Genomic DNA, 21,794 nt, shown 5'->3' with positions numbered 1-21,794 from the left:
ATCAGAGATGACAACGGAGGAACCGACATGTCACAAGATCCTTTCCTGGACCGCGAAGCAGAAAAGTATGCGAATCCAATCCCTAGCCGGGAATTTATCCTCGATCATTTAGCAAAACGTGAAAAACCGGCCAGCCGAGACGAGCTGGCGATCGAACTGAATATCGAAGGCGAAGAGCAGCTGGAAGGGCTACGCCGCCGCCTGCGTGCTATGGAGCGCGACGGGCAGCTGGTGTTTACCCGCCGTCAGTGCTACGCGCTGCCGGAGCGTCTTGACCTGCTCAAAGGCGTGGTTATCGGCCATCGCGACGGCTTTGGCTTCCTGCGCGTTGAGGGGCGTAAAGACGACCTGTACCTGTCGTCTGAGCAGATGAAAACCTGTATTCATGGCGATCAGGTGCTGGCGCAGCCGCTGGGCGCGGACCGTAAAGGCCGCCGCGAAGCGCGTATCGTGCGCGTCCTGGTGCCAAAAACCAGCCAGATCGTCGGCCGCTATTTCACCGACGCCGGCGTGGGCTTCGTGGTGCCTGACGACAGCCGTCTGAGCTTTGATATCCTGATCCCGCCGGAAGAAGTCATGGGCGCGCGGATGGGCTTTGTGGTGGTGGTTGAACTGACCCAGCGCCCGACCCGTCGTACTAAAGCGGTGGGCAAAATTGTTGAAGTGCTGGGCGATAACATGGGCACCAGCATGGCGGTCGATATGGCGCTGCGCACCCATGAAATCCCTTATACCTGGCCACCGGCGGTGGAAAAACAGGTCTCCGTGCTGAAAGAGCAGGTGCCTGAAGAGGCCAAGGTTGGCCGCGTTGATTTGCGCGATCTGCCGCTGGTCACCATCGATGGTGAGGACGCCCGCGACTTTGACGATGCGGTTTACTGCGAGAAGAAACGCGGCGGCGGCTGGCGCCTGTGGGTCGCCATTGCCGACGTAAGCTACTACGTGCGTCCCGGTACCCCGCTGGACGGCGAAGCGCGCAGCCGCGGTACTTCGGTCTACTTCCCGTCGCAGGTGGTGCCGATGCTGCCGGAAGTGCTCTCTAACGGCCTGTGCTCGCTGAACCCGCAGGTCGATCGCCTGTGCATGGTTTGCGAAATGACGATTTCGTCAAAAGGTCGTCTGACCGGCTACAAATTCTATGAAGCGGTAATGAGCTCGCACGCGCGCCTGACCTATACCAAGGTATGGCATATGCTGCAGGGCGATAGCGAGCTGCGTGAGCAGTACGCGCCGCTGGTGAAGCATATCGAAGAGCTGCACACCCTGTACAAAGTTCTGGATAGCGCTCGCGAAGAGCGCGGCGGCATCTCCTTTGAAAGTGAAGAAGCGAAGTTCATCTTTAACGCCGAACGCCGCATCGAACGCATTGAGCAGACCCAGCGCAACGACGCGCATAAGCTGATTGAAGAGTGCATGATTCTGGCGAATATCTCCGCCGCTCGCTTCGTCGAGAAGGCGCTGGAGCCGGCCCTGTTCCGTATCCACGATAAGCCGACTACTGAAGCGATCACCGCTTTCCGCACGGTACTGGCGGAGCTCGGTCTGGAGCTGCCCGGCGGCAACAAGCCGGAGCCGCGCGACTACGCCGAGCTGCTGACCTCCATCGCCGATCGTCCTGACCATGAGATGCTGCAAACCATGCTGCTGCGCTCGATGAAGCAGGCGGTCTACGATCCGGAAAACCGCGGCCACTTTGGCCTGGCGCTGCAGTCCTACGCGCACTTCACCTCGCCGATCCGTCGTTACCCGGACCTGTCGCTGCACCGCGCCATTAAGTATCTGCTGGCGAAAGAGCAGGGGCACAAAGGCAACAGCACTGAAACCGGCGGCTGGCACTACAGCATGGAAGAGATGCTGCAGCTGGGCGCGCACTGTTCGATGACCGAACGTCGTGCCGACGAAGCGACCCGCGAAGTCTCTGACTGGCTGAAGTGTGACTTTATGCTGGATCAGGTGGGCAACGTCTTTAAGGGCGTGATTGCCAGCGTCACCGGCTTTGGCTTCTTCGTCCGTCTGGACGAGCTGTTTATCGACGGCCTGGTGCACGTTTCATCGCTGGATAACGACTACTACCGCTTCGACCAGGTCGGGCAGCGTCTGATCGGCGAATCCGGCGGTCAGACCTACCGGCTGGGCGATCGCGTGGAAGTCCGCGTGGAAGCGGTCAACATGGACGAGCGCAAAATCGACTTCTCGCTGATCTCCAGCGAACGCGCCCCGCGCAACGTCGGCAAGACCGAGCGTGAGAAGGCGAAAAAGTCGAACGCCGGCAAACCTTCCGGGCGCCGTCGCCAGGCCGGGAAGCAGGTAAACTTCGAGCCGGACAGCGCCTTCCGTAAAGAGAAAGGCAAGTCTCAGCCCAACGCCGCTCAGCCTAAAGGCGAGAAAAAAGCGAAGAAGCCGTCGGCTAAAACGCAGAAAATAGCTGCCGCAACCAAAGCGAAGCGCGCGGCGAAAAAGAAAACCGCTGAGTAAGCGGGCATCAATCTTACAGGCCGGGACATCCGGCCTGTAAAGCCGAAACGGCAATATTAACAAGCAACGAGTACATCAATGAGTGAAATGATTTACGGCATCCACGCGGTGCAGGCCCTGCTGGAGCGCGCTCCCGAGCGTTTTCAGGAAGTCTATATTCTGAAAGGCCGCGAGGATAAACGCCTGCTGCCGCTGATCCATGCGCTGGAAGCTCAGGGCGTGGTGATTCAGGTCGCTAACCGCCAGTTTCTCGACGAGAAAAGCGAAGGCGCCGTGCATCAGGGAATTATTGCCCGCGTGAAGCCGGGGCGTCAGTACCAGGAGAACGACCTGCCTGAACTGCTCGCCTCTATCGATCAGCCGCTGCTGCTGATTCTCGACGGCGTCACCGATCCGCATAACCTTGGCGCCTGTCTGCGCAGCGCTGACGCCGCCGGCGTGCATGCGGTGATCGTGCCGCGGGACCGTTCGGCGCAGCTGAACGCGACGGCGAAAAAAGTGGCCTGCGGCGCGGCGGAAAACGTCCCGCTGATCCGCGTGACTAACCTTGCGCGCACCATGCGTCTGCTGCAGGAAGAGAACGTCTGGATCGTCGGCACCGCCGGCGAAGCGGATCATACTCTTTTCCAGAGCAAGATGACCGGCCCGATGGCGTTGGTGATGGGGGCCGAAGGTGAAGGGATGCGTCGCCTGACGCGCGAACACTGCGATGAGCTGATCAGCATTCCGATGGCCGGCAGCGTCTCCTCGCTGAACGTCTCCGTCGCGACCGGTATTTGCCTGTTTGAGGCCGTGCGCCAGCGCAGCTGATTAACGCCGGGCGCACGCTGCCCGGCGGCTACTCGTCCAGCGAGCGCAGGTGATCGTTCTTATTGAGGGTCATTAGCGCAACGATGCTGACTACCGCCGTCGCCATGACGTAGTAAGCCGGAATATCAAGATTACCGGTCTGTTTAATCAGGCCGGTAATAATCAGCCCGGCGCAGCCGGAAAACACCGCATTAGAGAGCGAATAGGCCAGACCAAGGCCGGTATAGCGCACCCTTGTCGGGAACATTTCTGCCAGCATCGCCGGTCCCGGCCCTGCCAGTATCCCCACCAGACCTCCGGCAATGAATACCACCGCGCCTTTTATCAGCAGCGTGCTGGATTCTGCCTGGAGAATTTTCAGCAACGGCAGCGCCAGTATCAGCAGCAGCGCCGCGGCCAGCACCATCACGTTGCGACGACCCCACTTATCGCTGAGTATCCCGGCAGGAAGAATGGTGAGCGCAAAGCCAATATTGGAGATCACCGCGATCAGCAGCGCCTGGTTAAAGCCGGTATGCAGCGACGACTGCAGGTAGGCGGGCATAATCACCAGGTAGGTATAGCCTGCGGCGGACCAGACCATCAGGCGACCGATGCCGGTGACAATCGCTTTCAGGGTATGGATCAGGTCGGCGCTGGCCTGCGGATGCTGCGGTTGCTGCTGCTGGCGGAGAAAGCCCGGCGTCTCCTCCATTTTTACCCGCAGCCAGAGCGCGACGATCCCCAGCGGGATGGCGAGGAAGAATGGAATTCGCCAGCCCCAGGCATGGAGCTCTTCCGGGCTCAGCACTGCGGAGATCAGGGCCACGATCCCGGCCCCGGCCAGCAGGCCGAGGGCGACGGTGAAGGATTGCCATGCGCCATACAGACCGCGCCTGCCGCGGGGCGCAAACTCGGTCATCAGCGAGACGGCGCCGCCATACTCCCCGCCGGCAAACAGCCCCTGCAGAATGCGCAGCCCGGTCAAGATCAGAGGGGCCGCCACCCCGATGCTGGCATACGCCGGCACCAGGCCAATTGCCGTGGTGGCGAGCGTCATCATCACCAGGACGACGATCAGCGTCGGCTTGCGGCCGATTCGATCGCCGATACGGCCAAAAATAATGGCGCCTAGCGGGCGGAAGAAAAAGGCGATGGCGAAGGAGGCGTAGGTCAGGATCAGGCCCGTCAGCGGCGCTTCGCCGGCCAGCTGAAAGAAATTCCGGGCGATAACCGTCGCCAGAAAGCCATAGACCGCAAACTCATACCATTCAATAAAGTTGCCGATAGATCCGGCGATCAGCGCGCGCTTGTGCGCGCCCGTAGGGCGTGTCGCGGTCTGCATAGGCCATCCTGATTTCAACAAAAAAACAGCAAGTGAATAAATTATTCCACAACTTTAACTTTATGAAATTTTAAATTCTTATGCCTGTGATGAGCCTCACGAAGGGACGGATGGTTTTTTTGTGACCAGGCTCGCGGGCGCTCCCGGGCCAGGCTGACCATACTGAGTACAACGCCATTGACGGAGGGAAGCACTATGCACTGGCCAACTCATACCGTGTTTAATCAGCCGACGCCGCTGCTGAACAGCAACTTATTCTTGTCCGACAGCGCGCTGCGCGAGGCGGTAGCCCGCGAAGGCGCCGCCTGGGACGGCGATCTGCTGGCCAGCATCGGCCAGCAGCTGGGAGCGGCAGAGTCGCTGGAGCTGGGGAGGCTGGCGAACGTTAATCCGCCGGAGCTGCTGCGCTATGACGCGACCGGCACGCGGCTTGACGATGTACGCTTTCATCCCGCCTGGCATCTGCTGATGCAGGGGCTGTGCGCTAACCGGGTGCATAATCTCGCCTGGCAGGACGACGCGCGCGCCGGCGCTTTTGTGGCCCGGGCGGCCCGCTTTATGCTGCATGCGCAGGTGGAGGCCGGGACGCTATGCCCGATAACCATGACGTTCGCCGCCACGCCTCTGCTGCAGCAGTCGCTCCCCAGGCTGTTTAGCGACTGGCTGTCGCCGCTGCTGAGCGATCGCTACGATCCGCATCTGGCGCCGGGCAATCAGAAGCGCGGGCTGCTGATCGGCATGGGGATGACGGAAAAGCAGGGGGGATCGGATGTGCTGAGCAATACCACCCGCGCAGAGAAGAGCGCAGACGGGTTTTATCGTCTGGTGGGACACAAATGGTTTTTCTCGGTACCGCAAAGCGACGCGCACCTGGTGCTGGCGCAGGCACCCGGCGGGCTCTCCTGTTTCTTTGTGCCGCGCCTGCTGCCGGACGGCCAGCGTAATGCGCTGCACCTCGAAAGGCTCAAGGATAAGCTCGGCAACCGTTCTAACGCCAGCAGCGAGGTGGAGTTCTATGACGCCTGCGGCTGGCTGGTGGGAGAAGAGGGGGACGGCGTACGGCAAATTCTCAAAATGGGTGGCCTGACCCGCTTCGACTGCGCGCTGGGCAGCCATGCCCTAATGCGTCGCGCCTGGTCGGTCGCCTTCTATCACGCCTTTCAGCGCCAGGCGTTCGGGAAAAGCCTGGTCGAGCAGCCGATGATGCGCCAGGTGCTGGGTCAGATGGCGCTGCTGCTTGAGGGGCAAACCGCCTTTTTATTCCGCCTGGCGCGCGCGTGGGACAGGCGCGACGATGGGCAGGAGGCGCTGTGGGCCCGCCTGTTTACCCCGGCGGCGAAGTTTGCTATCTGCAAATCCGGGATCTCGTTTGTTGCCGAAGCGATGGAGGTGCTGGGCGGTATCGGCTACTGCGAGGAGAGCGAGCTGCCGCGCCTGTACCGGGAGATGCCGGTGAACAGTATCTGGGAAGGCTCCGGGAATATTATGTGTCTCGACGTCATGCGGGTGCTGAGCAAGCAGCTGGCGGCGCCTGAGCTGCTGGCGGCGGAGTGTGCGGAAGTCAAAGGGCAGAATCGCCATTTCGATCGCGCATGGCGTCAGCTGCAGCAGCTGCTGAGGCGGCCAGCGGAAGAGCAGGGCCGGGAGATAACCCGGCTGGTGTACCGGCTCGGCGCGGGAGCGCAAATGCTGCGTTACGCCTCGCCGCCGCTGGCTCAGGCCTGGTGTCGAATGATGCTCGACCCGCGCGGCGGCATGCGGCTGGACGCACAAACGCTGGATGACCTGCTGCTGCGCGGCACCGGACGCGGGCGCCAGGCGCCTCAGGCGTAGAGAATGGCCTGTACCCACCAGCTATCCGGCTGCTGTTCCTCGTACATCTGGACGATGCGATACCAGGAGGCGCCCTGCTCATCGGCCTTAACGGCGATAGCATGCTCGACGTCCTGCTGGCTGCCGGCAATATTGTTGACGGAAATCAGGCCGATTTCATTCAGGCCAGTGACGCAGTCCGCGCTGGCAAATTCTGCGGACTGTGCTGCAGTATGCGCCGTTGTAGCGTTAAACAGCAGGCTGGGTAGGGTAAATGATCGTTTCATCGTCAGCTCCATTTTGCGTGGCCCGAGGGCAGTCCGTTGCTAACGTCCTGCCAGGTTGACTGGCTGAACGTTATTATGCACAGGAGAACGTGAATGGATGCAAAGCAATGTAAAGCGGGGTTAAAGACGTTGCACCGTTATTTACGGTACAGAATTGCCTGCGAATACCACTGGCCGGGAACCAGGGTGTCATCAATCATTATGATGACGTAGTAATCCGCTTTAGCCGCTTCTGCTTTGACCTTCAGCGCAGCTTCAACATCCATCGGCGAACCGTACATCAGCACGCTCACCGTCGCCATTTTTTGTAGCCCGCTGGTCTGGTTACGGTGTATCTCTTGCGGATGACTGGTCGCAGGTGGCGGGGCTTCTGGCGTTCCCTGCAGGGCGCTACAGCCGCTCAGAACGATCGCCAGTAACCACGGTGTTAACCTACGCATAACCATATCTCGTTTCCTGTTAGTCACAGTGTAGTGGTAGCCTGAATGACATTTCCGGGGAATGTTCCCGAATTGTTATCTCTGACGCGATTTTCGAATGAAAATGTTGTGAAAGCGTAACCCAGTTCTCAACATTATAAATCGCGGCTGAACCCACGCCTTGGGCTATATGTTAGCCCAAGGCACACCGCTACTCTAGAGACTGGAGACGATAAATGATTGTACTGGAAGTGCGTAATTTCGCGGGCGGCGAGGTGCTTCATGCCTGTCCCCGGAATGCGTCAGACCGGCCTCTGCCGTGTATCGTTTTTTATCACGGGTTTACCTCTTCGAAGCTGGTCTATAGCTACTTTGCTGTGGCGCTGGCGGAAGCGGGATTTCGGGTCATTATGCCCGATGCTGCGGAGCATGGCGCGCGCTACCGCGGTGATGAAAAAGGGCGAATGCAGCGCTTCTGGCCCATTCTGCTGCAGAACTTCGCCGAATTCGCCGCGCTGAGCGATGAGATCGCCGCGCAGGGATGGATTGCGGACGACAGGCTGGCGGTCGCCGGCGCATCGATGGGCGGAATGACGGCGCTGGGCATTATGACCCATCATCCGGAGCTGAAAAGCGTCGCCTGTCTGATGGGCTCCGGCTATTTCAGCAGCCTGGCGCCAGGCTTATTCCCTTCACCCTCCCTGGACGCGGAGCGGCTGAGCGAGTGGGACGTCAGCCATCAGCTGGCGACGCTCGCCAGCAGGCCGCTGCTGCTTTGGCACGGCGATGAGGACGACGTGGTGCCGCCGGGCGAAACCTTCCGTCTGCAGCAGGCCCTGCAGCAAAGCGGCCTGGCCGGCAACCTGACCTGCGTCTGGCAGCAGGGCGTTCGCCATCGCATTACGCCAGAGGCGCTGGATGAAACGGTCGGGTTCTTTAAGCGTACGCTTTAAGCGCGGTGACGGGCTGAACCCTTCGTCTCCGTAGCGGAGGCGAAGGGGTAAAAAACCGGAGGTTAGCGATAGATTGCGGCGCTGGCGTGGATCGCGCCGTTGCTTTCCGGCTCATGGATCAGGATCGGCTGGAAGTATTTCGCTCCCTGCGCGTCGCTCAGCTGGTTAAGGGCCTTGTCGGCCTCCTGCTCAGTGGCCATATTGTGGTTGATATAGATAACGCCCAGGCTCTGTACATCGTCCATGTTACGCGCCTGGCGTCCATCGATTTTGATGGCTGCCAGCGCGTTGGCGCTCAACAAAAGCGCAGCCATTACGGCAATGAGGATGTATTTCATAATCAACGCTCCTTATAACTGTCCTGACGTTAACCCGGACTCCCTTGGGCTATGGATTACTCTTGATATAAGTGTAATCACTCCCTGCCGGGTGCATCGCGACCATTTCTGATGAAGTTGTTCAAAAAAGTGTCGCAGCCGCCGTTGATTAATTTTAAATCACTGACTTAGCGCGGCTTTGCCGTTAGTGCGAATTATTTGTGCAATTCGCTTGTCTTCCTGGGGCTCCGAACGTAGAATGACGCGTCAATTTTTCAGCCGCCCTTTAACCACGTTCCTTGCCTCCATGGGCCGCGGCTGACCCAGACAGGAGGCTGAATAATCCGTAAGGAGCAATTCGATGCGTCATTACGAAATCGTTTTTATGGTCCATCCTGACCAGAGCGAACAGGTTCCGGGTATGATCGAACGTTACACTGGTGCAATCACTGCAGCAGAAGGTACGATCCACCGTCTGGAAGACTGGGGCCGCCGTCAGCTGGCTTACCCGATCAACAAACTGCACAAAGCTCACTACGTTCTGCTGAACGTTGAAGCCCCGCAGGAAGCGATCGATGAGCTGGAAACAAACTTCCGCTTCAACGACGCCGTTATCCGCAGCATGGTAATGCGTACTAAGCACGCTGTTACCGAAGCATCTCCGATGGTTAAAGCGAAAGACGAGCGCCGTGAGCGTCGCGAAGATTTCGCAAATGAAACCACCGATGATTCCGAAGCTGGGGATTCTGAAGAGTAATCCTGATGACCAACCGTCTGGAGCTGTCCGGCACTATCTGCAGGACGCCAATTCGTAAGGTCAGCCCGTCAGGAATTCCACACTGCCAGTTCGTGCTTGAGCATCGTTCAGTGCAGGAGGAAGCCGGTTTTCACCGGCAGGCATGGTGCCAAATGCCCGTTATTATTAGCGGACACCAAAACCAGGCCATTACTCACAGTATAACGGTCGGTAGTGCAGTAATCGTTCGGGGGTTCATTTCTTGCCACAAGGCAAAGAACGGCCTGAGCAAAATGGTTCTGCATGCCGAGCAGATTGAATTGATAGATTCTGGAGACTAGCCAAATGGCACGTTATTTCCGTCGTCGCAAGTTCTGCCGTTTCACCGCGGAAGGCGTTGTAGAGATTGATTACAAAGACATCGCTACGCTGAAAAACTACATTACCGAAAGCGGTAAAATTGTCCCGAGCCGTATCACCGGTACTCGTGCAAAATACCAGCGTCAGCTGGCTCGCTGCATCAAGCGCGCTCGCTACCTGTCCCTGCTGCCATATACCGATCGTCATCAGTAATCGGCCGCTGTCTATTAACGACTTTAAGAGGATAAGGTAATGCAAGTTATTCTGCTTGATAAAGTAGCAAACCTGGGCAGCCTGGGTGATCAGGTTAATGTTAAAGCGGGCTACGCTCGTAACTTCCTGGTTCCACAGGGTAAAGCTGTTCCAGCTACCAAGAAAAACGTTGAATTCTTCGAAGCGCGTCGCGCTGAACTGGAAGCCAAACTGGCTGACGTTCTGGCAGCTGCTAACGCACGTGCTGAAGCAATCAATGCACTGGGCAACGTTACCATCGCGTCTAAATCAGGCGACGAAGGTAAACTGTTCGGTTCCATCGGTACCCGCGACATCGCTGACGCTGTAACTGCAGCTGGCGTTGCCGTCGCTAAGAGCGAAGTTCGTCTGCCGAACGGCGTTCTGCGCACCACCGGTGAGCACGAAGTGGACTTCCAGGTTCATAGCGAAGTATTCGCTAAACTGGTTGTTAACGTTGTAGCTGAGTAATTTTTACTCTGCTCGCGTCGAGACGCCGGCCTTGTGCCGGCGTTTTGCTTTTCTGCATTCCCCCACGGTGATTTATGCGCGCCGGTTATCGCACGCGGATAAAGCTGCCGTTTGCCTGACGGGTAAACAGCACCTGCTGCCCGCCGCCGATATCGATAGTCAGGCCGGTTACCACGCCATTCGCATTCTGCCGGATCTGTACCGTTTGCCCGGTTTGCAGCGTGCTGAGCGGTTTTCCCGAACCTTCGACCTGAGCCATGGCGTAGACGTCGGTTGGCGGCAGGTTATGGTCACGGAACAGCTGGGCCAGGGTTTTTCCTGACTCGATGCGATAGGTGCGCCACTGCTGCTCGATTCCCGGCGCAGATTGCTGCTGTTGCTGCTGAGGCTGCGCGTAGGTCTGATTCTGCTGCTCGGTCGGCTGCTCATCCTGAACGGGCTCCGGAGCCACCGGCGCCATCTGATCGGCATCGTTCACCGTAGGCGTTGAGGTAATTGGCGGCAGCGGGATAGCCTGCTGTGACGACGATTGCGGCTGGGACTGCGATTGCATGTCGAGGCTGGCGTCGCGGCTGACCTGGGCGGACGTGCTGCTGTCCTCGGAGGGGAGCAGTATGCCGATAACCACCAGCAGGGCTCCGGCGATAATGCCCCGACGGTGCATTGGCGGCAGCGGATCCATAATGCGAATGTGATCCGGGGCGTGCCAGATCTTCGCCAGGGTAGGTGTCATTTCAAAGCGCCCGGGCATGGCTTTCCTCCTGCTCCGCATATTTTTATGCTGCTCCGTAGAGTATAGATGGCTAACTTCCTGATGGACGAGACAAAGATATGTTTCGTGAGGTTAGCCTGATATTGCCTATTGTTTCTGTTTCCCTCAGATTTGTCATCATCCAGCGACAAAGTTTTACCCATCGTGCTGTGGCTGATATGCTGCCCACCACTTTATACTCGTCGTCTTTCGGGTTGTCGGTGCGCTGGCAGTGCCGGTCACTCCGCTATGGCGCTATTTATGCCGCTGGAGCCGGAGTTCAGGAACCAGCCGCCTTCCCGCAGGCCGAAGTTTATAGAGTATGAATTTTCCCCCCAAAAAAGGAACAAAGATGGCAACCCCGACTTTTGACACTATCGAAGCGCAGGCAAGTTACGGTATCGGCTTGCAGGTTGGACAACAGCTGAGCGAATCTGGCCTGCAGGGGCTGCTGCCTGAGGCGCTGGTAGCCGGTATTGCTGATGCGCTGGAAGGCAATCAGCCGCAGGTGCCGGTTGAAGCCGTTCACCGCGCGCTGCGTGAAATTCACGAACGTGCCGATGCGGTACGTCGCGAACGTTTCCAGGAGCTGGCGGCAGATGGTCAGAAATACCTTGATGAAAACCGCGAGCGCGAAGGCGTGAACAGCACCGAATCCGGTCTGCAGTTCCGCGTTCTGACCCAGGGCGAAGGCGCTATCCCGGCGCGTACCGACCACGTTCGCGTGCACTACACCGGTAAACTGATCGACGGTACCGTTTTTGACAGCTCCGTTGCGCGCGGCGAGCCGGCGGAATTCCCGGTAACCGGCGTGATCGGCGGCTGGATCGAAGCGCTGACCCTGATGCCGGTTGGCTCAAAATGGGAGCTGACCATTCCGCACAGCTTGGCCTACGGCGAGCGCGGCGCGGGCGCATCGATTCCTCCGTTCAGCACCCTGATTTTTGAAGTAGAGCTGCTGGATATTATCTAAGCAGTAGTTGCTTCCTCTCCTTAATGGGCGGGGAAGCAAATAAAAATAGCGTAAAAATCTTAAGTTCGAAATTTGTTAGAGTTTAATGTTGCTTAAATGATTTTTTGGCGTAGCTTTGTGAGCTGTTTCGCGTGACCGGAGTGATATAACACTCACTTTAAACATAAAATTAACATTATATCTAAATCATAGTATTCATCCTTCCGATTCTTACCTAATATCGATAAGCCCTTTTCCAAGGGTAATGACCAATGACGGGCCAGTAGAGCTCGAACAACACAGACAGGTACAACAGGAAAATATCACATGGTAGATCAGATTAAAGTCGCTGCTGAAGAGCAGGCTCCGACGGAACAATCGCTGCGGCGAAATCTCACAAACCGGCATATTCAGCTTATTGCCATCGGCGGCGCTATCGGTACCGGGCTATTTATGGGGTCCGGTAAAACAATTAGCCTCGCCGGGCCATCCATCATTTTTGTTTATATGATCATTGGCTTCATGCTGTTTTTCGTCATGCGTGCGATGGGCGAACTGCTGCTGTCGAATCTGGAATATAAATCGTTCAGCGATTTCGCCGCCGATCTTCTGGGGCCGTGGGCCGGATACTTTACCGGCTGGACCTACTGGTTCTGCTGGGTGGTGACCGGGATGGCGGACGTCGTGGCGATTACCGCCTACGCCCAGTTCTGGTTCCCAGGCCTCTCCGACTGGGTTGCCTCGCTGGCGGTTATCCTGCTGCTGCTGAGCCTGAACCTTGCCACCGTGAAAATGTTTGGTGAAATGGAGTTCTGGTTTGCGATGATCAAGATCGTCGCTATCGTGGCGCTGATTGTCGTCGGCCTGGTCATGGTGATGATGCACTTCAAATCACCGACCGGCGTAGAAGCCTCTTTTGCTCATCTGTGGAATGACGGCGGCTGGTTCCCGAAAGGCATCAGCGGATTCTTTGCCGGCTTCCAGATTGCGGTCTTCGCCTTTGTCGGGATTGAGCTGGTGGGTACCACCGCTGCGGAAACCAAAGATCCGGAGAAATCCCTGCCGCGTGCGATTAACTCGATCCCGTTGCGTATTATTATGTTCTACGTCTTCGCGCTGATCGTGATTATGTCGGTGACGCCGTGGAGCTCAGTGGTACCGACAAAGAGCCCGTTCGTCGAACTCTTTGTGCTGGTAGGCCTGCCGGCTGCCGCCAGCCTGATTAACTTTGTGGTGCTGACGTCCGCGGCCTCCTCGGCGAACAGCGGCGTGTTCTCAACCAGCCGGATGCTGTTTGGGCTGGCGCAGGATGGCCAGGCGCCGTCGATGTTCGCCAGGCTGTCGAAACGCGCGGTACCGGCGAAGGGCCTGACCTTCTCCTGCATGTGCCTGCTGGGCGGGGTGGTGATGCTGATGGTCAATCCGAGCGTGATTTCCGCGTTCACCATGATCACCACGGTTTCGGCCATTCTGTTTATGTTCGTCTGGACTATTATTCTGTGTTCGTATCTGGTCTATCGCAAAAAGCGTCCGCAGCTGCACGAGCAGTCCAAATATAAGATGCCGCTGGGCAAGCTGATGTGCTGGGTTTGTATGGCGTTCTTCGTCTTCGTTCTGGTGCTGCTGACCCTGGAAACCGATACGCGCGAAGCGCTGATCGTCACGCCGCTGTGGTTTATTCTGCTGGCGGCCGGCTGGTTCTTTGCCGGTAAGAAGCGTCTGGCGAAATAAAAAAATCTTCGGGAGAGATTTTTAACGTTGCCTGCAACGGCCCGTGGGGGGACGGGCAGGACGCCCGTCATAAAAAAAGGCCACCCGGAGTGGCCAATAAGACTGACAGTATCGAGGGCGCCCGCGGGCGCCTTTTTTTATTTATTTTCCGGCAAGAGCGCGCGGGAACAGGACATTATTTTCCAGGCTGATGTGTTCCATCAGATCGTCGATCAGTTCATTAATGCCGTTGTACATCGCTTTCCAGGTGGTGCAGGCTTCCGGCGGCGGCGTCACGTTATGGGTGATGTGCTTGATCACTTCCAGCAGCTCACCCGCTTCGTCGTGCTCGCTTTCCATCACGCTGATGGGGCCAGCGGCCTGGGTCCCCATGCCCTGCTTAATCATCGGGAACAGGATCTGCTCCTCTTTCATCATGTGGCTGGAGAGCTCCTGGTGCAGCATCGTCAGGTATTTGGTTAACCCGTTCGGCACGTTGGGCTTATCGGCATGCACGCGCTCAACTTTGGTGGCCTGCAGAATAAGCTCCGGCAGCTGCTCGCGATGGCGGTCATGATAGCGCACGATAATATGGTCGATGATCTCTGCGTAGGGCACTACGCGCCAGTCGCGCTCTGCCGGCTCTTCCGCAAGCTTCATCAGCTCCGCTTCGATGACCGCGACGTCCAGCTCTTTGCGCGATGCCGCGCGATCCAGCGTTTGTTTCCCGCCGCAGCAGTAGTCCATGTCGTATTTACGGAACAGCGCGGAGGCGCGTGGGATCGTCAGCGCCAGCTCGCCTAAAGGTTGGTCACGGAAAGCCATAGCAATTACCTCGTCATCAAGAATATAAGATGTATTTTAAATGCATCTTATTGGCAAGGGAATACCCCTTTCGGATACCAGGCTATTTTTTGTTCACGCTGACCTGCGCCACCAGCCGCGGCTTTTCCGGTCTGGCGCGCACGGCGTAGATAACGCCTGATACCAGCAGCAGAATACCGCTGAGCGTCAGCAGCGGCGGCAGGCTTTGACGCAGCAGGAAGGTATACAGCAGGCCCGCAAGCGTCTCGAAGACGATAAGCGGCCCGAGGATCACCGTCGGCAGCTTCTGGCTGGCGATGTTCCAGCATAACGCTCCGACCCACGAGCAGAACACGGCGATGGCCAGCATCAGCGTCACGAAGACCAGCGGACGGGGACCAAAGGGAAGGGGGAAGCTGACCTGCTGGCCGTGTAGCCACCAGCAGGCGGCAATGTAGCCCGCCAGCGAAAGCGGCAGCGTCACCAGCGCCTGGGCCGTTGCCCACATCATCGGATGCTTATCCGGATTCTCGCGCAGCCAGCGGGCGTTGCGCAGCGCGTACCACGCCCAGCAGGCAACGGAGATCAGCGCCAGCGCGATCCCGGAGGCGTAGCGCCAGAAGCTAAACGCCCCCGCGCCCTGGCGCAGCTCGGCGATATTGACGCACGCCAGGCCAAGCGCAATGCACGCCAGCGCCGGGAATAAGCGCCGCCACGGCAGCTTACCGTCGCGCTGGCTGTACAGCAGGTTAGCAAACACCGGCAGCACCACCGGCAGGGTGCCGATAATCATGGTAGCGACCGGGGCACCGGTACGCTGGATGGCGCTGGCGAGGCAAACGTAATAGATCAGGTTGCCCATCATGGTCAGCCCGCAGGCAACCCACCAGTCCTGTGCCGAAAGCTGGCGTAGCCTTACGCGGCCAAGCCACGCCAGCGGCAGGGCGATGAGCCCCAGCGCCAGATAGCGCCCCATTGACTGTAGTACCGCCGGGTATTCCGGCACCACCTGAGGGCCGACAAAAATCAGACCCCACATCAACCCTGCCAGCAGGGCATACAACACGCCGCTAATCATCACGCCATCCATTATCGTTATCGTTGGCAAAAGTGTAGGTGAGGTCGGCGCGGGAATATTGTATGAGATTGCGCATTAGCGCCGGATGACCTGTTTTTGATAGCGCACCGGGGTAATCCCATAACGGCGGGTAAAGGCGCGGGTCAGATGCGACTGGTCGGTAAGACCGGCGGCAGCGGCCACCTCGGCGGCGGGCATCCCGTGCGTCAGGAAGGCTTTGGCGCGCCACAGGCGAATAGCCATCAGCATTTGGTGGGGCGTGACGTGGAAATGGGCTTTAAACTGGCGCTGAAAATGCCAGGGACTGAGGGCGGCAACCTGCGCCAGCTCATCGAGGGTGACCGCGCGCATGTAGTTGTCGTGCAGATACTCGCGCACGCGTTCGAAACGATGGGCGGCCTCCGTCAGCACGGGCACGTGACGGGCGAACGGGCGAAAGGTGTCGATAACGTCGAGCAGCAGACCCTGCTGGGCCAGCGGATTGTCGGCGTGCCACAGGCCGTATATGAGATGACAGAGCTGTCGCGAACGCTGCGGGTCCTGGCGCACCACTTCGCTGAACCACCAGTGGCGCACGCCGGTCACCTCTTCCAGCAGCGCGGGATCGAGATAAACCATCCGATAGCGCCAGCCGTCGGCGGTTTCCGCTTCGCCGGTGTGCAGTTCGTCAGGGTTCATGGTGACGATGGAGTTCACCGCAGCGACGTACTGGCTACCGCGATAGCGAAAGCGCTCAGCGCCCAGCTCGATCGCTCCAATGCCGAAGGCTTCGTGGGTATGCGGTTCGAAGGCATAGCGGGAGATATGGGCATGATACAGCTCAACGCCCGGCACCTGCGCCAGATGGCGAAAGCGCGCGCTGTCTCTCTCATCGCTGAACTGTTCCGGTACGCCCTGCATCTGGTTTCTCCCCATAGGCCATCTTTGATTATCGGAGATGACCTACGGGGATGCTACAAAAATTAACCAGTTTGCAACAGTTACAGGATGCCTTTGACGCTTTCGGCCAGCGTAGTGGTCGGGCGACCAATCAGGCTGCTCAGGGTATGGCTATCGTCAAACAGGCCGCCCTTAGAGGCACCAATATCGGAGTCCGCGAGCATATCCGCGAGCCCTGCCGGCAGGCCCACGCCCTTCAGCGCCGCAGCGAAGTCGGCTTCGCTAAGATTCTGATAAACCACGTTCTTACCGCTCTGTTTGCTCAGCTCGGCGGCCAGCGCGCTCAGGGTCCAGGCCTCATCGCCCGCCAGCTCGTAAACCTTCCCGGCATGGCCCTCTTCGGCGACGACGCGGGCGGCGGCGGCGGCATAGTCGGCACGGGTCGCTGAGGCAATTTTCCCGTCGCCGGCGGCGCCGATAAAGACCCCGTGTTCCAGAGCCGGCGGCGCGCTGGCGAGATAGTTTTCGGTGTACCAGCCGTTGCGCAGAAGGGTATAGGCGATACCGGACTCGTCCAGCATCTTCTCGGTTTCCACATGCTCAACGTGCAGGCCAAGCGGAGATTTATCCGCATGCAGCAGGCTGGTGTAGGCGATAAATTTGACCCCGGCGGCTTTCGCTGCCTGGATGACGTTGCGATGCTGGGACGCACGCTGGCCCACCTCGCTGGATGAGATCAGCAGCAGCTTATCCACGCCCTGCAGCGCGGCGGTGAACGCCGCCTGGTCGGTGTAATCCGCCTGACGGACGACCAGACCCTGCTGGCTCAGGGATTCGGCCTTCGCCGGGTTACGGACAATCGCCACAATCTGGCTGGCGGGAACGGTTTTTAACAGGTTTTCCAGAACGTGGTGGCCTAGCTGGCCGGTTGCACCGGTAATTGCGATCATGGGTCTTCTCCTTCGTGTTTATTGGCTGTTGTGGTAAGCTAACACCATAGCTAACTTTTGGTAAGTACGTACAAAAAGGTAAGTGTAAAATGGCGAATCTGACGCTAAGTGAACAGCTGCGCGACGGCAACCTGTTTGCCGAACAGTGCCCTTCGCGCGATGTGTTGAAGCATGTCACCAGCCGCTGGGGCGTGCTCATCCTCGTGGCGCTGCGCGCGGGAACCCATCGCTTCAGCGACCTGCGCCGCAAGATGGGGGGCGTGAGTGAAAAGATGCTGGCCCAGTCGCTGCAGGCGCTGGAGCAGGATGGCTTTATCGACCGGGTGTCGTATCCGGTGGTCCCGCCGCATGTTGAATATAGCCTGACTCCGCTGGGTGAGCAGGTGAGCGAGAAGGTGGCGGCGCTGGCCGACTGGATTGAGCTGAATCTACCCGCGGTGCTGGCGAACCACGAGCCGGTGGCGTGAAATTTGCCCGGCCCTGTTGCCAGAGCCGGGGCGGGTTACTTGCTTAAATCCAGCTGATAGATGGCAAAGCCGATATCGTCGGCGGCAACCTGACGCATCGGGTACTGCGCCTGCTCTTTGATAAATGCCGCCGCTTTTTCGGTTGGCGCGGTTTCAAAGCGGATGTCCAGCGGCACCTTGCCGTGGAGCGGCGCCAGGCGCCAGTTGTTATCCGCCGCCGGGTGGATGGCCCCCGCTTTTTTCGACTCAGCGCTAATCCACGCCGCCAGCACCGAGCGATTTTCATCCGGGGAAGCAAAAGCTACGTGGCTATCGCCGGTACCGGCGAACTTGCCGCCGTAGGCGCGGTAGTTATTCGTCGCGACAAGGAAGGTGGCAGCAGGGTCGATGGCCTTGCCGTTAAAGGTCAGATCCTTAATGCGCTGCGCCTGCGGGTTAATCATCTGGCACTCGCCGTCGTAGCGTGCCGGCTGGCTGACGTCAATCTGGTAATTAACTCCGTCAATCACGTCGAAGTTATAGGTGCGAAAACCGTCCCAGTTGATTAATGACTGCGGCCTGCTGCTGGTCGTGTCTATCTGATTGAACTGCCCGGCAGAGCACTCCAGCCACTCTTTGACCTCCTTGCCGCTCACCTTCATCACCACCAGGGTGTTCGGATAGAGATACAGATCGGCGGCGTTGCGGAAGGTGAGCTGGCCTTTCTCCACCTCAACGAAGCTGGCGGGATCGTTCTTGCGTCCGCCGACCTTAAACGGCGCGGCGGCGGAGAGGACCGGCAGCTTCGCCAGGTCCGGATCGCCCTGAATAAAGTGCTCGACGTAAGCTTTCTGCGCCATATTGACCACCTGCACGGTCGGGTCGTCCTGCACCAGCGCAAGGAAGCTGTACATATTGTCGGAGGCGTGGCCGATCGGCTTGCTGACAAATTCACGCGTCGCGTCGTGGTCGGCTTTTAGCACCGCCACCATTTTGCCATCTTCCGCCGCCAGCGACTTCCTGGCGACCGGATCGTAGATTGGGCGGGCTTCGGCTTTAGCCTGGGTGACCTGCCACCTGCCGTCATTGTGGCTAAGAGCCAGATCGACGATGCCCAGATGATCGCCCCACATGCCGGGCATCACGGCCGGAATACCGTTAAGCGTGCCCTTACTGATATCCGCGCCCTTGATGCCGGCGAAATCTTTCCCCGGGAATACCGCGTGCGCGTGGCCGAACATGATGGCATCAACGCCGGGAACCTGGCTGAGGTAATACACCGAGTTTTCCGCCATTGCCTGATACGGATCGGCGGAGAGGCCCGAATGCGCGATAACCACCACGACGTCCGCGCCTTTCTCGCGCATTTCCGGAACAAATTTGCGCGCGGTTTCGGTTATGTCGTTAACGGTCACTTTGCCGGCGAGATTGGCTTTATCCCAGGTCATGATTTGCGGCGGGACGAAGCCGATATAGCCGATACGCAGGGTCTGCGTTTTGCCGTCGCTATCCTCAACCCTGGTATCCTGAATCAGGTACGGGGTAAACATCGGCTGGCCGGTTTTTACGTCGATAATGTTGGCGTTGACGTAGGGGAATGTCGCTCCGGAGAGGGCTTTGTGCAGGAAATCGAGGCCGTAGTTGAACTCGTGGTTGCCGAGATTGCCCACGACATAATCCAGCGTGTTCATGGCCTTATAAACCGGGTGAATATCGCCGCTTTTGAGACCTTTCGCCGCCATATAGTCGCCCAGTGGACTACCCTGAATAACGTCGCCGTTATCGACCAGCACGCTGTTTTTCACTTCCTGGCGGGCTTTTTCAATCAGCGTGGCGGTACGCACGAGGCCAAATTTTTCCGTAGCGGCGTCTTTGTAATAATCAAAATCCATCATATTACTGTGCAGATCGGTGGTTTCCATAATCCGCAAATCGACCGTCGCCGCGTTTACGCTGGCAGCGACCAGCGTGGCCAGGAGCGTTGCGCTAAACTTAATCATCAGAGGCGTCCTTTTTTATGAGCAATGGCACAGAAGAAAATGTATTTACATTTTGTTGCTTACAGAATTGTGAATCATGCCAGAAAAACGATAATTGAAACCGCCATCGCTATCACAGATAGCGGAACTCGCAGCGATGCGATATAAATAAAACAACGAGTTAACGCCACTGCAACCAGATGAGGTGGAGAATGTTAGAACAAGTATGTCAGCTTGCACGGATCGCGGGCGATGCCATTATGGAAGTCTATGATGGAAATCAGCCGATGGACGTTGCCAGCAAGAAGGACGATTCTCCGGTCACCGCGGCGGATATTGCTGCGCACAAAGTCATTATGAGCGGCCTGCTGGCGCTGACGCCCGATATCCCGATCCTGTCTGAAGAAGACCCTCAGGAGTGGCAGGTGCGCCAGCACTGGCAGCGCTACTGGCTGGTGGACCCGCTGGACGGCACCAAAGAGTTTATCAAGCGCAACGGTGAGTTCACGGTCAATATCGCCTTGATTGAGAAAGGCAAACCGGTGCTTGGCGTGGTCTATGCGCCGGTGATGAAGGTGCTGTACTGCGCGGAAAACGGCAAGGCCTGGAAAGAGGAGTGCGGCAGGCGTAAGCAAATTCAGGTCCGCGACGCCCGACCTCCGCTGGTGGTCATCAGCCGCTCCCACGGCAACGATCCGGAGCTGGAGGAGTACCTCGAGCAGATTGGTGAACACCAAACCACCTCGATCGGCTCATCGCTGAAGTTCTGCCTGGTGGCGGAGGGGCAGGCCCAGCTCTATCCGCGCTTCGGGCCGACCAACAGCTGGGACACCGCTGCCGGCCATGCGGTCGCGGTTGCCGCCGGGGCGCACGTTCACGACTGGCAGGGGAGAACCCTCGACTACACGCCGCGTGAATCCTTCCTCAACCCCGGCTTCCGGGTTTCTATTTACTGAGCAGCTTGTGCAGCAGGGCGACAACCTGCTGCACTTCATCCTGGGTCAGCGCGCCGTCTTTGGCCCACTGAATCCGGCCGTCTTTATCCAGCACCACGATGGCTGAGCTCTCCTCCTGCAGCTGCCACGCCTTACGTGCCAGACCGTTACTGTCGACAATAAACTGCGACCACGGATAGAGCTGCTTGTTGCTCTCAATGCTGCTGCGTACGAACATCCCTGAGCCCGGGATCGCGTCATCGGTATTGACGATAGTGGTGGTCTGATAGCGATCGTGCGGCAGCTTCGCGGCCTTGATAGCCTCTATCAGCGTGGCGTTTTTCTCTTTTGCCGCCGTGCGTCCGGCGATGTGCTGCACCACGCGAACTTTTCCCGCCAGCTGCGAGCTATTCCAGTTTTTATAGCTAAACTTATCATTATCCAGAATTAATTCTCCCCGGTCGGCGATGCCAACCGGCGCGACGCGCTGACCATCGACAAAATTATGCGCTGAGGCGATCAGCGGTAGCAGAAGGAGTGAAGCCGCCAGAATTTTACGTAGGGTCATGATGTTTCCTTATTATGTGCAGGTGATCCGACCACTTGGTCTGGCTTAAGCATAAATGCGATTTATCGGCATGACACGCAATCAGAGTGCCAGATTGCGTGTTAACGCACATATTCGAATAAAATCGGTGACTTATACTCACTTCTACGTATGTTTGAAAAGAAAATTCTTAATTAGTGTCATCAAAAGGTAAATAAACTTATGCATGCTGGGTATTACAGAAGTTCTGGACTATAGTTTCAGGGCATTAAAATTTGCGCTCTGGATTCGTGGGCTAAGTGTGGCACCACAGGAGCGTAACCCTGGCAGGAGACAACAATGAAAATTTTCCAACGCTACAATCCGCTGCAAGTGGCGAAGTACGTGAAGATCCTGTTCCGTGGACGGTTATACATCAAGGATGTTGGCGCTTTTGAGTTTGATAAGGGCAAAATCCTTATCCCGAAGGTAAAAGATAAGCAGCATTTTTCTGTGATGTCTGAGGTCAATCGTCAGGTTCTGCGTCTGCAAACAGAGATGGCTTAATCTGAAAAGTGGTATAGCTGTA

General features: G+C 57.9%; 24 protein-coding genes. 13 read left to right on the top strand and 11 right to left on the bottom strand.

The window, feature by feature from the left end; translation table 11 throughout:
- Positions 1-27: 27 nt before the first annotated feature.
- On the top strand, positions 28-2,475 hold the full coding sequence (rnr, locus tag NWP14_RS22635; protein ID WP_346430545.1) for a ribonuclease R: 2,448 nt from the start codon (positions 28-30) through the stop codon (positions 2,473-2,475).
- Between the two features lie 78 nt (positions 2,476-2,553).
- Positions 2,554-3,285 carry a 23S rRNA (guanosine(2251)-2'-O)-methyltransferase RlmB gene (gene rlmB / locus NWP14_RS22630; protein ID WP_095104396.1) on the top strand — a complete coding sequence of 244 codons (732 nt, stop codon included), beginning with the start codon at positions 2,554-2,556 and terminating at the stop codon, positions 3,283-3,285.
- Positions 3,286-3,313: 28 nt separating this feature from the next.
- Here rlmB and NWP14_RS22625 read toward each other — a convergent pair whose 3' ends face one another.
- Complete coding sequence (locus tag NWP14_RS22625) at positions 3,314-4,609, bottom strand: MFS transporter (protein WP_375216050.1); 1,296 nt, start codon at positions 4,607-4,609, stop codon at positions 3,314-3,316.
- A gap of 195 nt (positions 4,610-4,804) precedes the next feature.
- Here NWP14_RS22625 and NWP14_RS22620 point away from each other — a divergent pair, with 195 nt between their 5' ends.
- Positions 4,805-6,442 (top strand): isovaleryl-CoA dehydrogenase, encoded by a 1,638-nt coding sequence (locus NWP14_RS22620; protein WP_375216049.1) that lies wholly within the window; start codon positions 4,805-4,807, stop codon positions 6,440-6,442.
- Here NWP14_RS22620 and yjfN read toward each other — a convergent pair.
- Both yjfN and bsmA read right to left on the bottom strand, forming a co-directional pair.
- On the bottom strand, positions 6,433-6,708 hold the full coding sequence (gene yjfN / locus NWP14_RS22615; RefSeq protein ID WP_375216048.1) for a DUF1471 family protease activator YjfN: 276 nt from the start codon (positions 6,706-6,708) through the stop codon (positions 6,433-6,435). The two genes, NWP14_RS22620 and yjfN, sit on opposite strands and share 10 nt — an antisense overlap.
- A 137-nt stretch (positions 6,709-6,845) precedes the next feature.
- Positions 6,846-7,154, bottom strand: coding sequence for a biofilm peroxide resistance protein BsmA (gene bsmA, locus NWP14_RS22610; protein WP_095104388.1), 309 nt, complete (start codon positions 7,152-7,154; stop codon positions 6,846-6,848).
- 209 nt (positions 7,155-7,363) lie between these two features.
- Between bsmA and yjfP the strand changes: the two genes are divergently transcribed.
- Complete coding sequence (gene yjfP, locus NWP14_RS22605) at positions 7,364-8,080, top strand: esterase (RefSeq protein WP_375216047.1); 717 nt, start codon at positions 7,364-7,366, stop codon at positions 8,078-8,080.
- A gap of 62 nt (positions 8,081-8,142) precedes the next feature.
- On the opposite strand, the gene NWP14_RS22600 is transcribed toward yjfP, so the two are convergent.
- On the bottom strand, positions 8,143-8,418 hold the full coding sequence (locus NWP14_RS22600; RefSeq protein ID WP_095104384.1) for a DUF1471 domain-containing protein: 276 nt from the start codon (positions 8,416-8,418) through the stop codon (positions 8,143-8,145).
- 340 nt (positions 8,419-8,758) lie between these two features.
- On the opposite strand from NWP14_RS22600, the gene rpsF reads away from it, so the two are divergent.
- The 4 genes from rpsF to rplI are packed head-to-tail and all read left to right on the top strand — an operon-like array spanning position 8,759 to position 10,195.
- Entirely contained in the window at positions 8,759-9,154 is a 396-nt protein-coding gene (gene rpsF, locus NWP14_RS22595) for a 30S ribosomal protein S6 (protein WP_095104382.1), read from the top strand.
- A 5-nt stretch (positions 9,155-9,159) separates the two neighbouring features.
- On the top strand, positions 9,160-9,474 hold the full coding sequence (priB, locus tag NWP14_RS22590; RefSeq protein WP_095104380.1) for a primosomal replication protein N: 315 nt from the start codon (positions 9,160-9,162) through the stop codon (positions 9,472-9,474).
- Positions 9,475-9,478: 4 nt separating this feature from the next.
- Positions 9,479-9,706, top strand: coding sequence for a 30S ribosomal protein S18 (rpsR, locus tag NWP14_RS22585; RefSeq protein WP_002210155.1), 228 nt, complete (start codon positions 9,479-9,481; stop codon positions 9,704-9,706).
- Between the two features lie 39 nt (positions 9,707-9,745).
- Positions 9,746-10,195: a 50S ribosomal protein L9 gene (rplI, locus tag NWP14_RS22580; protein ID WP_041143727.1), complete on the top strand. Its 450-nt coding sequence runs from the start codon at positions 9,746-9,748 to the stop codon at positions 10,193-10,195.
- Between the two features lie 85 nt (positions 10,196-10,280).
- Here the strand turns inward: rplI and NWP14_RS22575 are convergent, their stop codons facing one another.
- On the bottom strand, positions 10,281-10,946 hold the full coding sequence (locus tag NWP14_RS22575) for a LysM-like peptidoglycan-binding domain-containing protein (protein WP_375216046.1): 666 nt from the start codon (positions 10,944-10,946) through the stop codon (positions 10,281-10,283).
- Positions 10,947-11,298: 352 nt separating this feature from the next.
- Here NWP14_RS22575 and fklB point away from each other — a divergent pair, with 352 nt between their 5' ends.
- Together fklB and cycA are read left to right on the top strand one after the other, a co-directional pair.
- On the top strand, positions 11,299-11,919 hold the full coding sequence (fklB, locus tag NWP14_RS22570; RefSeq protein ID WP_095104376.1) for an FKBP-type peptidyl-prolyl cis-trans isomerase: 621 nt from the start codon (positions 11,299-11,301) through the stop codon (positions 11,917-11,919).
- A 306-nt stretch (positions 11,920-12,225) separates the two neighbouring features.
- Positions 12,226-13,629: a D-serine/D-alanine/glycine transporter gene (gene cycA, locus NWP14_RS22565; protein WP_095104374.1), complete on the top strand. Its 1,404-nt coding sequence runs from the start codon at positions 12,226-12,228 to the stop codon at positions 13,627-13,629.
- Positions 13,630-13,770: 141 nt separating this feature from the next.
- On the opposite strand, the gene ytfE is transcribed toward cycA, so the two are convergent.
- The 4 genes from ytfE to NWP14_RS22545 all read right to left on the bottom strand — a co-directional run bounded on the left by ytfE (position 13,771) and on the right by NWP14_RS22545 (position 17,319).
- On the bottom strand, positions 13,771-14,433 hold the full coding sequence (gene ytfE, locus NWP14_RS22560) for an iron-sulfur cluster repair protein YtfE (protein ID WP_095104372.1): 663 nt from the start codon (positions 14,431-14,433) through the stop codon (positions 13,771-13,773).
- 82 nt (positions 14,434-14,515) lie between these two features.
- Entirely contained in the window at positions 14,516-15,490 is a 975-nt protein-coding gene (locus tag NWP14_RS22555) for a DMT family transporter (protein ID WP_346430595.1), read from the bottom strand.
- A 75-nt stretch (positions 15,491-15,565) separates the two neighbouring features.
- Entirely contained in the window at positions 15,566-16,390 is an 825-nt protein-coding gene (locus tag NWP14_RS22550; RefSeq protein ID WP_375216045.1) for an AraC family ligand binding domain-containing protein, read from the bottom strand.
- A gap of 80 nt (positions 16,391-16,470) precedes the next feature.
- The gene (locus NWP14_RS22545) at positions 16,471-17,319 is read right to left on the bottom strand and encodes an SDR family oxidoreductase (protein ID WP_375216044.1); all 849 of its coding nucleotides are present in this window, start codon (positions 17,317-17,319) and stop codon (positions 16,471-16,473) included.
- A gap of 89 nt (positions 17,320-17,408) precedes the next feature.
- On the opposite strand from NWP14_RS22545, the gene NWP14_RS22540 reads away from it, so the two are divergent.
- The gene (locus NWP14_RS22540) at positions 17,409-17,786 is read left to right on the top strand and encodes a helix-turn-helix domain-containing protein (RefSeq protein WP_095104364.1); all 378 of its coding nucleotides are present in this window, start codon (positions 17,409-17,411) and stop codon (positions 17,784-17,786) included.
- Between the two features lie 35 nt (positions 17,787-17,821).
- Here NWP14_RS22540 and NWP14_RS22535 read toward each other — a convergent pair whose 3' ends face one another.
- Complete coding sequence (locus NWP14_RS22535; protein ID WP_375216043.1) at positions 17,822-19,765, bottom strand: bifunctional 2',3'-cyclic-nucleotide 2'-phosphodiesterase/3'-nucleotidase; 1,944 nt, start codon at positions 19,763-19,765, stop codon at positions 17,822-17,824.
- Positions 19,766-19,956: 191 nt separating this feature from the next.
- On the opposite strand from NWP14_RS22535, the gene cysQ reads away from it, so the two are divergent.
- A complete protein-coding gene (gene cysQ / locus NWP14_RS22530; RefSeq protein WP_045853338.1) occupies positions 19,957-20,700 on the top strand; it encodes a 3'(2'),5'-bisphosphate nucleotidase CysQ in 744 nt (247 codons plus the stop codon).
- On the opposite strand, the gene NWP14_RS22525 is transcribed toward cysQ, so the two are convergent.
- On the bottom strand, positions 20,690-21,247 hold the full coding sequence (locus tag NWP14_RS22525; protein WP_375216042.1) for a YtfJ family protein: 558 nt from the start codon (positions 21,245-21,247) through the stop codon (positions 20,690-20,692). The genes cysQ and NWP14_RS22525 overlap by 11 nt on opposite strands.
- Positions 21,248-21,565: 318 nt before the next feature.
- Here NWP14_RS22525 and NWP14_RS22520 point away from each other — a divergent pair, with 318 nt between their 5' ends.
- Entirely contained in the window at positions 21,566-21,772 is a 207-nt protein-coding gene (locus tag NWP14_RS22520; protein ID WP_041143739.1) for a DUF1107 domain-containing protein, read from the top strand.
- Positions 21,773-21,794: the final 22 nt, after the last annotated feature.

Origin of the sequence: Klebsiella sp. C349492 (genome assembly GCF_042055345.1) — a bacterium.
Taxonomy (GTDB): Bacteria; Pseudomonadota; Gammaproteobacteria; order Enterobacterales; family Enterobacteriaceae; genus Klebsiella; species Klebsiella scottii.
Note: the sequence above shows the minus strand (reverse complement) of the source record. Positions and strands in the feature narration are given on the sequence as shown.